10 protein-coding genes are annotated in these 12,795 nt (G+C 32.2%); 7 read left to right on the plus strand and 3 right to left on the minus strand.

Annotated features, from left to right (window positions below; genetic code table 11):
* The first annotated feature begins 22 nt into the window (after positions 1-22).
* Genes DEU40_RS19895 through DEU40_RS19915 form a run of 5 tightly spaced genes read left to right on the plus strand, consistent with a single transcriptional unit; the run spans position 23 to position 4,983 of the window.
* Positions 23-769, plus strand: a complete 747-nt coding sequence (locus DEU40_RS19895; protein WP_110011464.1) for a glycosyltransferase family 2 protein — start codon at positions 23-25, stop codon at positions 767-769.
* 4 nt (positions 770-773) lie between these two features.
* Positions 774-1,760 (plus strand): hypothetical protein, encoded by a 987-nt coding sequence (locus DEU40_RS19900; protein ID WP_110011465.1) that lies wholly within the window; start codon positions 774-776, stop codon positions 1,758-1,760.
* 3 nt (positions 1,761-1,763) lie between these two features.
* On the plus strand, positions 1,764-2,951 hold the full coding sequence (locus tag DEU40_RS19905) for a glycosyltransferase (protein WP_110011466.1): 1,188 nt from the start codon (positions 1,764-1,766) through the stop codon (positions 2,949-2,951).
* A gap of 6 nt (positions 2,952-2,957) precedes the next feature.
* Positions 2,958-4,001, plus strand: a complete 1,044-nt coding sequence (locus DEU40_RS19910) for a glycosyltransferase family 2 protein (RefSeq protein ID WP_110011467.1) — start codon at positions 2,958-2,960, stop codon at positions 3,999-4,001.
* A 4-nt stretch (positions 4,002-4,005) separates the two neighbouring features.
* Positions 4,006-4,983: a hypothetical protein gene (locus tag DEU40_RS19915; RefSeq protein ID WP_146207883.1), complete on the plus strand. Its 978-nt coding sequence runs from the start codon at positions 4,006-4,008 to the stop codon at positions 4,981-4,983.
* 33 nt (positions 4,984-5,016) lie between these two features.
* Here the strand turns inward: DEU40_RS19915 and DEU40_RS19920 are convergent, their stop codons facing one another.
* Complete coding sequence (locus DEU40_RS19920) at positions 5,017-7,083, minus strand: glycosyltransferase (protein ID WP_110011469.1); 2,067 nt, start codon at positions 7,081-7,083, stop codon at positions 5,017-5,019.
* Positions 7,084-7,328: 245 nt separating this feature from the next.
* Here DEU40_RS19920 and DEU40_RS19925 point away from each other — a divergent pair, with 245 nt between their 5' ends.
* Positions 7,329-8,378 (plus strand): glycosyltransferase, encoded by a 1,050-nt coding sequence (locus DEU40_RS19925; RefSeq protein ID WP_110011470.1) that lies wholly within the window; start codon positions 7,329-7,331, stop codon positions 8,376-8,378.
* Between the two features lie 113 nt (positions 8,379-8,491).
* Here DEU40_RS19925 and DEU40_RS19930 read toward each other — a convergent pair whose 3' ends face one another.
* Positions 8,492-9,262 carry a hypothetical protein gene (locus DEU40_RS19930; protein WP_110011471.1) on the minus strand — a complete coding sequence of 257 codons (771 nt, stop codon included), beginning with the start codon at positions 9,260-9,262 and terminating at the stop codon, positions 8,492-8,494.
* A gap of 300 nt (positions 9,263-9,562) precedes the next feature.
* The gene (locus DEU40_RS19935; RefSeq protein ID WP_110011472.1) at positions 9,563-10,951 is read right to left on the minus strand and encodes an MAC/perforin domain-containing protein; all 1,389 of its coding nucleotides are present in this window, start codon (positions 10,949-10,951) and stop codon (positions 9,563-9,565) included.
* Positions 10,952-11,254: 303 nt separating this feature from the next.
* Here DEU40_RS19935 and gltX point away from each other — a divergent pair, with 303 nt between their 5' ends.
* Complete coding sequence (gene gltX / locus DEU40_RS19940; RefSeq protein ID WP_110011473.1) at positions 11,255-12,763, plus strand: glutamate--tRNA ligase; 1,509 nt, start codon at positions 11,255-11,257, stop codon at positions 12,761-12,763.
* Positions 12,764-12,795 lie beyond the last annotated feature (32 nt).

A 12,795-nucleotide genomic window follows, 5' to 3' on the forward strand; every position in this document is an offset into this window, starting at 1 on the left:
CCTTATTAAACAAAACGTTGTGATGAATATAAGTGGTTTAATCATAACATATAATGAAGAAAAAAATATACAGGATGTCCTTGAGTCTTTTGATTTTTGTGATGAAATAATTGTGGTAGACTCTTTTAGTACGGATAAAACTGTAGAAATTGCAAAGAAATTCCCTCATGTAAAAGTGATTCAGAATAAATTTGAGGACTTTACAAAGCAGAGAAATTTAGCTCTTGATCATGCAACCAACGACTGGGTATTATTTTTGGATGGTGATGAAAGAATTACTCCGGCCCTGCAGCAGGAAATTATCGGTGAGCTGAACAAACCCGGGCAAAAGGATGCCTATTATTTTTACAGGAAATTCTTTTTTGCCAAAAAACCGATTCACTTTTCAGGAACACAGTCTGATAAAAACTTCAGGCTATTCAGAAAATCGAAGGCCAGATATATGGCGGGAAAAAAGGTACATGAAACTCTGGAGGTTAACGGAACCATCGGTATTTTAAAAAATAAATTACTCCACTACTCCGTTTCAGATTATGAATCTTATAGAAAAAAGATGATTCATTACGGAGTTTTAAAGGGGAAGGAACTGGCTGCAAAAGGGAAAAAGTACAGTGTTTTGGTTCAATATCTTAAAACAGCTTTTAAATTCTTTAAGGCCTATATAATGAGACTGGGTATTTTAGACGGAAAAGAAGGCTATCAATTATCTTATCTGCAGTCTTTAAGCGTTTATGAAACCTATGAATCATTAAAAAAAGAGCAAAATTAGTTAAATGAAGATTTGTATCATTAGTTATGATTTTTGGGATTATGATAAGTATATTGTTGAGACATTATGCAAAAGAGATATTGATGCTCATCATATAAAGATCAGTAGCGTTACTCATTCCAACTTCAATGAAAGAGCTGTAAATGCTTTAAGCAAAACTTTTTTAAATAAAAATCTCAAGACTGAAAAAAGACAGAAATATGTTCTGGACTCTCTGGAACAATTAGGCCATCAGGATCAGATTCTGGTGATGAATCCGGATACATTTGATCTTTCTACTCTCAAAAAAATTAGAAAATATACAGATCGTCTGTTGACCTATCTTTATGATAATCTTGAAAGAGTTCCTGTAGAAGATAAGCTGTATCTTTTTGACAAAGTATTCTCATTCGACTATGTTGACGTCAAAAAGCACGGGTTCGAAAAGTTAACAAACTATATTTATCTTCCCCATTGTTCACAGGAAATCCAACAGCCTGAAATGGATCTTTTCTATATCACATCTTATGATAACAGAAGAGTTTCATTAATAAAATTACTGGCTAAAAAGCTGATTGAACAGGGATTAAAATTCCAGATTATGATCATTGGTAAAAAATCCTGGAAGCATCAGCTGACCAATATTTTCATGACGGTACCGAAAAATCTTTTTCTGATTTTCAGTATCAAAAAAATTCCGCATAACGATCTTCCAAAGTATTATAAAAACTCTAAAGTTTTACTGGACCTTATGCGTGAAGGGCAATACGGGCTCAGCTTCAGGGTTTTTGAAGCCATGGCTCTGGATAAGAAAATCATTACTGATAACGAAGCCATTAAAACCTATGACTTTTACAATCCCAATAATATTTTGATTTTAAACAAAAATATTAGTAATCTTGACAAATCTTTTTTTGAAACACCCTACGAGAAAATTCCGGAAGAAATCTATTACAGATACACTTTGGATAGTTGGGTGAATAAAGTTTTTGAACTTGATACTAAAAACTGACAAATGGGAATCTTAAAAAAAATAAAAAAGCACTTCGAAAGAAAAGAAAAACTTAAATATCTTCAGTCTAAGGATATCGTCAACATTAATCTGTATGATGCTTCCCAAAAAACGATCCTGTTTGCATCAAGAGATTTCCCAGCCCATGATAAAGAATCCGGGGCTAACAGACTGAAAGAACTTATATTTATTTACAAAGAATTAGGATACAACTGCATTATATTTGCTCCCCATATGTTTGAAGACGATTCTTATGTGAAGTTTTATCAGCAGCGCAATGTTATCATTTACATAGAGAACACTAAGTACAGGAATATTTATGATTTCCTGTCTTCTTTTAAAAAGATAGATTACGTTTGGTTCAACGGGCCTCTGGCTCTGAATCTTTTTTATAAAAAAATGAAAGCCGTTTTATCTTCTGCCAAATTTATTTATGATATGGTGGATATTCATTTTTTAAGGTTTAAAAGAGCCATAGAACTGGAACCTACCCGTATTTCATTAAAGAAGAATTATAAACATTTTTTCCGCCTGGAAACAGTTGTTGCACCACAACTGGATTATATCATTGCCATATCTGATAAGGAGAAAGCAATTATGAGCCAGTATGCAGATAAAAATAAGATCATTACAGTATCTAATATTCATTATCCCAAAATTGATATTTCTGAAAGAAAAAGTTTCAGTGAAAGCAAAGGAATTACCTTCATCGGATCTATCCACGAGCCTAATATTGATGCGGTAAAGTTTCTCTATGAAAAAATAATGCCTATTGTCTGGAAAACCAATCCTGAGCTGGAAGTAAGCATCATCGGGAATGTCGCTGAAAAACTTGATCTTAAATTATTTCCTAAGTTTAAATTTTTAGGCTTTGTGGAAAGCATTGAAGAGCATTTTATGAATTCCAGAATTATGGTTGCACCCTTACGATTTGGAGCTGGAGTAAAAGGAAAAATAGGACAGGCATTTGAATATTTCTTGCCTGTAATCACAACAGATATCGGAGCGGAAGGAATGAGACTCGCCAACCATAAAAATGTATTGATAGCGAATGATGAAAATAGTTTTGCTCAGGCAATTCTACAATTAAATAATGATGAAGAGCTTTGGAATACATTAAGTCAAAATTCTATTGACAGTCTGAAACCATTTTCCATTGAGTCCGTAAGTTCTACATTGAAAAAAATTTAATTAAGAATGGATAATTCTTTTTTTTTAATCAGCATTATTGTTCCGTGCTACAACGCTTCTTATTATGTAAAAGAAGTACTCGAAAGTATACAGAACCAAACTCATTACAATATTGAATGTATTGTTATTAATGATGGCAGTACAGATAATACTCTTGAAATCATCAATTGTTTTTCAGACGAAAGATTCCATATATACAACCAGAAAAACAAAGGTCTTTCAGATACCCGAAATTTCGGATTGGAAAAAGCCTCCGGAGATTTTATTTTTTTCTGTGACAGTGATGATCTTCTTCCTTCTAATGCCTTGGAATCACTCATATCTGAGTATACAGGTAAAGAGGATATTATTGTGGGAAAAACATCAACCTATTCATGGGAAGAGAAACGAAACGTTTCATTCTTACCTCAGCCTAAAGAAAAACAACGCTTAGAAAATAAAAATACGGAAGTCCTGCTTAAAAAAATAACGGAAAACTTAAGTCCAATTGCCCAGAATAAATTATATAAATCTTCATTTTTAAAAGAAAATAATCTCACATTTTTAAGTGGAATTTATCACGAAGATGAATTATGGTTCTTTGAAACGATGTTCCAGGCAAAGAATGTTGTCTTTATTCCTGATATTACTTATTTCTACACTATCGACAACGCACAGTCCATCACTAAAAAGAACAGTGATAAAAATCTTTTAGGATACCTAAGTGTTATTCAAACGATATATAACAACTACTATTTACAATATCCTGAACAAAGCAATATTGCCTACTATATTGCCTACTTAAAGAAAATTATTATTGGAAATTACAAGCATCATTCAAACTATTCCAATACAGCAATTCATAAGATGGAAACGATATTCAAAGAAGTTAATCCTAAATTCAATGATAATATTTCATTGAAAAGTATTGAGAAAAAATATTTCCGGTATATTAATACCCTCAGTTTAAAAGATGCTGAGACCATAAAAAAAGAATATTTCAATAATCCTGTCAACAGTCTCAGAAAATACTACAAAATATTAAGATTCAGTATACTTAACTTAAATTAAAAAAGTGAAAAAAAGAAAATTTCTTTTGGTAATGCCTGATTATTCCGATTTTCCAAAGCTATTTTTAGAAAACTTGGAGAAGGAAGGTTTTGAACCCTATTTAATCACAGACAATGTTTCAAGATTTAAATACAAGGGCTGTGAAAGCATAAAAAATTTTTTCATTAAAAATATTCTTAGAAATAAAGAGTATAAACAATATCTTATTCAAAAGCATTTTCTCGATGAGCTGAATAAAAACCTTTCTGCCATTACGGAAGAATTGGATTATGTCCTGGTGATTCGTCCGGATAATTTCCCAATTACATTTATAAAGAATCTAAAAAGTAAAACCCAAAGATTAATTGCTTATCAATGGGATGGTATTGAAAAATTTCCAGAGATCAGAAACTATTTCAATTTATTTGATATCTTCTTTTGTTTTGAAAGGGTAGAATCTCAGCCCAATATTCAACCTATTACTAATTTTTATTTTGATCACCTTCCTTCTCCCGAAAAAAAATATAATGCAGAAAAGCCTAAGCTTTACTTTGTAGGTTTATATTGGAAAAGCCGTGAAGAAAAAATTAACCGATTTATTGATGAAGTCTCAGGTTTATCTATTGAACTTTCTATTTTCATTCAATATTTTCAGGAACCTGAAACGAAAAATGATAAAATACAATATATTCAAAACAGAATTAGTTTCAGAGAAAATCTGGATCTTGTTAAAAGTTCAGACATTCTTTTGGATTTTGTTGATCCATTACACAACGGACTTTCCATTCGTTTCTTTGAAGGAATATACTATAAGAAAAAAGTAATTACGGATAATGTGACGGTTAAAAAATACGATTTTTACCATCCTGATAATATCTTTGTTGTGGAAAATAATAATTATAAAAATATTGAACAGTTTCTAAAAAAACCTTATTTTACATTATCAGATGACATTGTAAAAAAATATGGTTTCAGTAATTGGATCAAAAAAATCATAACATAAAAAATAAGCTTTATTGATAAAAGCCTTCTTTATTTAATCTTTAAATCCTAAATAATTTATAATATTATTGATATTCTTTTCCTGTTGCCCAACTGAGAACTTAGCCAGTGGTAGTGCGCTGTTACTATGAAGAGTTTTCCACAAATTTTCATCGTAATATAGTTCCAATATCTTATTTGCGAAATGCTGCGGATCTTCATTGGAAACAAGGGCTGTTTTCTGATCTTCCAAATCCATTCCTTCTGCCCCAATAGATGTAGTGACTACAGGCAATCCAAACTCCAGAGCCTGCCCGATCTTTCCCTTCACTCCAGCTCCATATCGTAGAGGAGCAACAAATATTCTCGAATTTTCAAACCAGTAATCTACACTCTTCTGATAGCCTAATATCTGAAACTTCTCAGAATTATATTTTCCTTTAATCTCTTCGGGAAAATGTGGTCCTAAAATATATACTTTAATAGAATCGTCTTTGGCCCAAACTAAAGGCATTATATCTTCATACAAAAACTTGACGGCATCCATATTGGGCATGTGATAGAAACCTCCAATGAATAAAACACCTTCCCGAACAGAATAATCCATATCTCTGCATTCTACAGGTTCATGAATATTACTAACAGTAAAGATCTTTTCATTTTTGATCCCTTGGCCCGAGACAATTTTCTTTTCTTCATCACTGATGGAAATAACCACATCTGACTTTTGCATTCCAAAATATTCCTTTTCCTTAAAGAATCTCATCTCTTTTTTACGGGACTTTGTCACTTCAATATATTTGTTTTCTCTCTCCATTCTTAGATAATGAAGATCGACCATATCATAAATAATCCTCTTTCCAGAGATATCATTTTTAATTTTCCCATACCAAAAATCAAATCCAATCGGTCTGAAAATCCAAACAATATCAACATAATGAAGAGCTTCTTTCACTTGATCCAAAACTCTTACAATTTTGTTCTGAGCATTTACATAGTCTTTACAAACTTCCACACCAATGCTCCGAAAAAAATCAACGTAGATATCATCCTCTTGGTTGGGCTGCTGAATCCCTAAAATAACTCTATGATTATTTTTTTGCAGAATCTTTACAATTTCAAGAAACCTTCTTGAGCCAGAATCCTTATCAGGTTGTGGCATACGTTCCTCCAGAATAAGAATATTGGGCTTTTTATAAAATCTATTAATATTATTTCTTCCTTCATTATCCAGAAATCTTGAATCAGTAAAATACGAATCCCATCTATTCATAAAGACAGTTCTGTTTTTCTGAAGCAAAAGTTCCTTTCCATTATCTTTTCCATTATAAGAAATATTTTCAAAATGAACAATTTCCGATTTAGGCTGATAATAAATATCCAGATTCTGCTCATATTTCAAGCGTTGGCATAGATCTGTTTCTTCATAATAGGCAGGTAAAAAAGCTTCATCCAAAAGATTAAGTTTTCCATCAGTATCAGTTCTATGTAATAACAAACTACATCCTGAACAATAATCTACTTTTCTTAAAAAGTTATATTTCGGAGTATCAATAGCTTCACCTCTTCCTAGATTAACAATTTCAGTATTATTAAAAATAAGACAGCCCGCCTCTTGCAATGTATTGTCTGCAAATACCATTTTAGAGCCAACTGCACCTACATTTTTATTGTTCTTAAAAACCTCCAACAGACTGGATAAATAGTTTTCCTGAACTTCTACGTCATTGTTCAACAAATAAATATACCTTCCTCTTGCCTTCCGAATTCCTTTATTTATATTTCTTAAAAATCCTAAATTTTCAGTATTATTAATAATTGTAATTCCGGGAACTGTATCCAGATACTTTAAAGTTTCATCTGAGCTGTTATCATTGATAATAATAATTTCTTTTGATACGTCTTTATCATACTGTTCAATTGTATATAAACAATTAAGAGTATATCTGATCTGATTGTAAACAGGAATTATGATAGAAACTTCTGGCTCATTTTCATTAATAAAGTCAAATGTATGTTTTTTAAAAAAGTCGAGTTCAAAATGATTGATCTTTAGTTTTCTCTTATTATTGATAAAATTCCGATCCTTTATTTTATTTTTAAAAAACCTTTTAATTCCCATTTTAAATTTATTATTTTGTCCAGCCTTTTTAGAAAAACAAAATTAAGCATTTATTGTAAACTATGAGAGTAATAAGTTGGTTATCTTTTGTTCCTGGAGTGCAATAAATTCACTTCTGTTTATAAGATTTGATTAATCAACAAAATCATTTAATGCCTAATAAATACCGAAAACTTTAAAGGATATTGATTTCCGCTAATCAAAACATATATGGAAGCATTGTATTCAAAAACAGTAATCTTATTATGAAAAAAAGAAAGATATATTTTGTTTGCCCATCAGTTTCTGTACCTTTTGGGGGTATAAAACAAATTTATAAATATGTAAATATTTTAAACAATCATGGTTATAATGCTACTGTTTTATTAAAAAAAAAGAGAAAAAGAGATAATATCTGGTATCGTGACACAAAAATATCTTATCATTATGAACTTTTAAAAAACATAGAAAATAGTAATAATCCTAAAGAACATAAAAATAGTTTTTACGAAAGATTAAAACTGTTCTATAACAATTTATTTTCACATCCCATAGAGAAAGATGCGCTATTTGTTTTTCCGGAAATATATGGAAAATCATTCCATAAAACTATTCCCAATCATCAGTACGTAATACTTAACCAGAATTGCTACTACACCTTTCAGGGGTATGGATTTGATTATAATGAAAAGAATCCTTATTTAGATAAAAATTGTTTAGGAACTATTGTAGCATCAGAAAATGCACAAAAATATTTTAATGTTGTATTTCCTGCTCTTGGTCTATATAGAGTCCGTTTAGGAATTGATACCCATATTTTCAGTTTTGAAAATAAAAAAAAGAAAAAAATTGCTTTTATGCCAAGGAAACTTGCTGAGGATTCTTTACAAGTTATTAATATTTTAAAAGCACGAAAAAAGATGGATGATTGGGAGTTTTTCCCAATTGACAATATGGATGAACAGGAAGTTGCAAAACATTTAAAAGAATCCGTATTTTTTTTAAGCTTCAATCATAGAGAAGGCTTTGGGCTTCCTCCTATAGAAGCTATGTCTTGTGGATGTTTTGTAATCGGTTACTCTGGACAAGGAGGAAAAGAATATTTTAAAGAAGAATTTTCTTGCCTGGTTGAAGAAGGTAACATTATTGATTTTGTTGAAAAAATAGAAAGCCACGCATTAGAATATCATGAGAATCCGACTCTTTTTTCTGAAAAAGGGAAAATAGGGTCACAATTTGTGATGAAAAATTATTCCCTGGAAAATGAAACACAAGATTGGATCAGTACGTGGGAAAAAATAATTTCCCAATGCTAGAGTACGATATTCTTTACAAAAGAAACGCTATATTAGGACGAGACAAACTGCATAAAAAAAGCTAACCTTTTCGGCTAGCTTTTTTTATACTTAACTTTTTTTTTATTAAATTATTATTTTTTATTTGCCCAAACAACACTACCGTTGTTATTGTAAATCACAATATTTCCATCATTCTGAACTGAAAGTCTTTCAATATTTGATGAGCTTATACCTGTACTGTAAACAGGTTTATGTGAAGAATCATAGACTACCAGATTTCCATCTTCCTGAAAAATAGCGCTTCTTCCACTTCCTGCTGTTGCCGAAGACCAGATATCATTTTTAGTTCCGTTACTATACATTACCAAATTACCATCTGTCTGGAAAATTAAATAATAGTTATAATTTTCAGAAAATATCTTTTGTCCTTTTACAAATCTAAATCCTTTGTAAATATTACCATTATTATAACTTCCTGTATTAGAACCTCCGTTTCCACCGAAATTGTTTCCGTCATAACCTCCCTTAGAAGACCACAAAGCATTTCGTCTCCTGTTATAAATTACAAGATTGCCATCATCCTGCATCTCAAGGTTGGCTGCATTCTTGTTGGTGGTGTTGGTACTGAATAAGGGTCTGTTTGAAGAATTATAAACGACAAGATTACCATCTTCCTGAAAAATAGCCCTTGAACCTTCACCAGGAGTCCTGGAACTCCATTCCGGCTGATTCTGGCTATTATAAACTACCAAATTTCCATCATTTTGAAAAATCAGAAAGTGCTGATTATTTCGGGAATAGTATCTTCTATCCTTTACCAAATTAGTGCCAAGTGTAATATTTTGAGCCATTATACAAATTCCTGCCAATAGCCCAAACATTGCTAATAAATGCTTTCTCATAAGTTTATGTTTTTTATTTCCTTATGTAAAGATAAATAATAAAAATCATACTTCTATTTACCCCATCAAAATTAGTTGTAAAAGAAAAAATCCAACATCAATTTAACATTTGCTTAAGTCCATATATGTACACCCTGGAAAAGGAATAATTAACAGCACATTATTATAATCAATGAAAATGAATACAAACAGTAAGGCAGTACTATCTTTTAATGGTAAAAAAATATATCATATTATTTATCATTAAAAACCGTCTCAAAACTGAGACGGCTTGTAGTTATAGAATATCAATATTTTTAATTAATAAGCATAGAATTCAATTCCCTCCTTAATATAACCTGAAGGTGTTACGCTGGATCTTGAATAATAATGATCTTTACCGTTCCAATATTGGTAGATAGGAACTGTATTAGGCTGCTGAGTAGCAAAAGCATTAAACTCGATTCCTTCATCTACATATCCCGGATAATATCCCGGAGTTTTTGTATAGTAATGATCTTTACCATTCCAGTATCTGTAGATAGGAACTGTATTGGGAGCTTTGTACAAGAATGCGTGAAACTCTGTTCCTTCAAAAGAATATCCGCTGTAGCTTCCAGCAATTTTTGTATAGTAATGATCTACTCCGTTATAATATCTGTAAATTGGAATGGTGTTAAATTCTAAATACACCTTATTATCAATCAGATATTGATCTACATAGGCTTTAAGCTGAGCTTTTTTAGCAGGGTCTTTTACAAAGTCATAAATAATAATCAACCCGTTGCTTCCAAAGTCAACCAAAACAGAATTATTTACATTTGAGCTGTTCTGCCAATTGGAAATATTAACTTTAGTATTGGTCTGATCTAGGTTCAAATCTCCTACTAAGCCTTTTGAAGGATCCCCGCCTCTGGTTTTGTAAGTCAACTTTTTAGAAAAATTCATGTGGTATTCAGAAGTATTCACATCATTATCCACATTCACATTAAAAATATTCAGCATTCCTGCCTTTATTCCGATTCTGGCTGCCTTATCACGAGTCTGGCTCGTTGTTTCAGACTGGAATAAAATATCAAGTTTTGCTCCTGTATAAATATCCGTCATTACGTGAGTTCCATAATCCTGAACAATCTGCTGCGGAGTTTTTGTCTGTAAATCCTGAGCAAATTCAGGAGTTATATAATCACCCAGCATATCGGTAGTAGCATTGAATCTTACTCTTTTCTGTTTGATCGTAAGGTTATAACTTCCGTAGATATATTTTGCATCAAACTTATTGTTGGTTGTTACCGCTGAGCCAAAACCTACAGAAAGTATTTTTTTAAACAGTGGAAAATTAACTGTTGCATCCACTTTGGTTGAAACCATTTTGGAATAAGCCTCAGCATTTTCACCATAATCTTCGGAGTACTCCTGAGAATTTGTGTTTTCGCTGATTAATCTGTTGCTCTGCTCTAATTTAAAGCGATCAATATCAACCACTTTAAAACCCGCAGCTGTTGCATTGGCATATTCACCGGTAACGTTGTAACCATGTCCCAGAACATCATAAATTCCGTCTCCCGCAAATTTGGAGGCAGATAAGCGATTATTAGCTTTTACCGCAGGGCTTTCAGGGGTTATCTCGCTATTCAGCTCCTCCGTTGAACATGAACTCATAAAAAGCATCAGTAGACTACTGAAGCAAAATAAAATTTGTTTTTTCATAGATTATTTAAAAGTTTCAGCAAATATACTATTCCACAATGAGTGAAGTAAGTAAAACGAGATGATTTATATCATCATTTAGTGAATTTAATAATTAAATGAAATAACCTTTAATAAAGCATAACCCATTCACGTAAAAGGGATTTAATAAATAAAATTATTTGCAGAAATAAATTTGATCAGATATAGAAAACAACATTATCATCAATTTAACAACAAGCCAGGCGAAAAAAAACAATCAACGGCTATAAATCATCCCGTAAACGTATAATTTTAAGTAAATTTGCAAAAATTAAAATTGAAATGGAGAAAGTAAGAGTACGTTTTGCTCCAAGTCCTACAGGACCATTACATTTGGGAGGCGTAAGAACCGCATTATATGATTATCTTTTTGCTAAAAATCAAGGGGGAGAATTTGTATTAAGAATTGAAGATACAGACACGGCCAGATATGTAGAAGGAGCTGAAGAATATATTGAAGAAGCTTTAGAATGGTGCGGAATAATTCCTGATGAGAGTCCTAAAAAAGGAGGAAAATTCGCTCCTTACAGACAGTCTGAAAGAAGAGACATCTACGACAGATATACTGAGCAGATCCTGAAGACAGACTATGCTTACATTGCTTTTGATACTGCAGAAGAACTGGATGCAATGCGTGCAGAATATGAAGCGAAAGGTGATGTTTTCTCTTATGATAATAAAACAAGAAACCGTTTAAGAAACAGCCTTGCCCTTTCTGAAGAAGAGGTTCAAAGGTTATTAGACGAAAAGACGCCTTATGTAGTACGGTTTAAAATGCCTGTTGACAGAGTATTAAATCTTGAAGATATTATTCGTGGAAAATTTTCAGTCAATACCAATACTTTAGATGATAAAGTTCTGGTAAAGAATGACGGAATGCCAACGTATCATTTTGCCAATATTATTGATGACCATGAAATGGAAATCTCTCACGTGATCCGTGGAGAAGAATGGCTTCCATCTTTAGGACTTCACACTTTATTATATGAAGCAATGCAGTGGGAAGCACCACAGTTTGCCCACCTTTCTTTAATCTTAAAACCTGAAGGAAAAGGGAAATTAAGCAAAAGAGACGGAGATAAATTCGGATTCCCGGTGTTCCCGCTTGATTTCAAAGATCCTTCTACCGGTGTGATTTCTAAGGGATACAGAGAAAACGGATATCTTCCTGATGCTTTCATTAATATGGTTGCATTATTAGGATGGTCTCCGGCAGATGATAAAGAAATACTTCCTCTGGATGAAATGATCAGGGAATTTGATCTTCATAAAGTACATAAAGCGGGCGCAAGATTCAGCAAAGAAAAATCTGAGTGGTTCAACCATCAATATATTCAGATGAAGTCTGATGAGGAACTTCTTCAGATCCTGAAAAACACAGATCTTGATCTTTCCGGTGTATCGGATGAAAAACTGTTGAAAGTAATTCATCTGATGAAAGAAAGAGCTACTTTCCCGAAAGATATCTATGAAAACGGCAAGTTCTTCTTCGAAGCTCCTGCTTCGTATGATGAAAAAGCATCAAAAAAAGCATGGAATGAAGAGACATCGGCAATTTTAGGTGAATTGGCGACTGCTTTTGAAACGACAGACTTTGTGGCTGAGACATTAAAGCAGACCATGCATGATTTCGCGGAAAACAAAGGATTAGGAATGGGTAAAGTAATGATGCCGTTACGATTATCTTTAGTAGGAGAATTGAAAGGACCGGATGTTCCAGATATTCTGGAAATCCTTGGTAAAGAGGAAAGTATCTCCAGAATAAACAATGCTGTAAATAATTTTAAATAGAATAACCATAATTTTTCATACATTTGAAAGAT

It is taken from the genome of Chryseobacterium sp. AG844 (genome assembly GCF_003182335.1).
Lineage (GTDB): Bacteria > Bacteroidota > Bacteroidia > Flavobacteriales > Weeksellaceae > Chryseobacterium > Chryseobacterium cupriresistens.

Excerpts from the sequence above, each read along its gene's own strand:
- DEU40_RS19895 (WP_110011464.1), top strand. The coding sequence starts at position 23 with ATGAATATAAGTGGTTTAATCATAACATATAATGAAGAAAAAAATATA.
- DEU40_RS19900 (WP_110011465.1), top strand. The coding sequence starts at position 774 with ATGAAGATTTGTATCATTAGTTATGATTTTTGGGATTATGATAAGTAT.
- DEU40_RS19905 (WP_110011466.1), top strand. The coding sequence starts at position 1,764 with ATGGGAATCTTAAAAAAAATAAAAAAGCACTTCGAAAGAAAAGAAAAA.
- DEU40_RS19910 (WP_110011467.1), top strand. The coding sequence starts at position 2,958 with ATGGATAATTCTTTTTTTTTAATCAGCATTATTGTTCCGTGCTACAAC.
- DEU40_RS19920 (WP_110011469.1), bottom strand. The coding sequence starts at position 7,083 with ATGGGAATTAAAAGGTTTTTTAAAAATAAAATAAAGGATCGGAATTTT.
- DEU40_RS19925 (WP_110011470.1), top strand. The coding sequence starts at position 7,329 with ATGAAAAAAAGAAAGATATATTTTGTTTGCCCATCAGTTTCTGTACCT.
- DEU40_RS19930 (WP_110011471.1), bottom strand. The coding sequence starts at position 9,262 with ATGAGAAAGCATTTATTAGCAATGTTTGGGCTATTGGCAGGAATTTGT.
- DEU40_RS19935 (WP_110011472.1), bottom strand. The coding sequence starts at position 10,951 with ATGAAAAAACAAATTTTATTTTGCTTCAGTAGTCTACTGATGCTTTTT.
- gltX (WP_110011473.1), top strand. The coding sequence starts at position 11,255 with ATGGAGAAAGTAAGAGTACGTTTTGCTCCAAGTCCTACAGGACCATTA.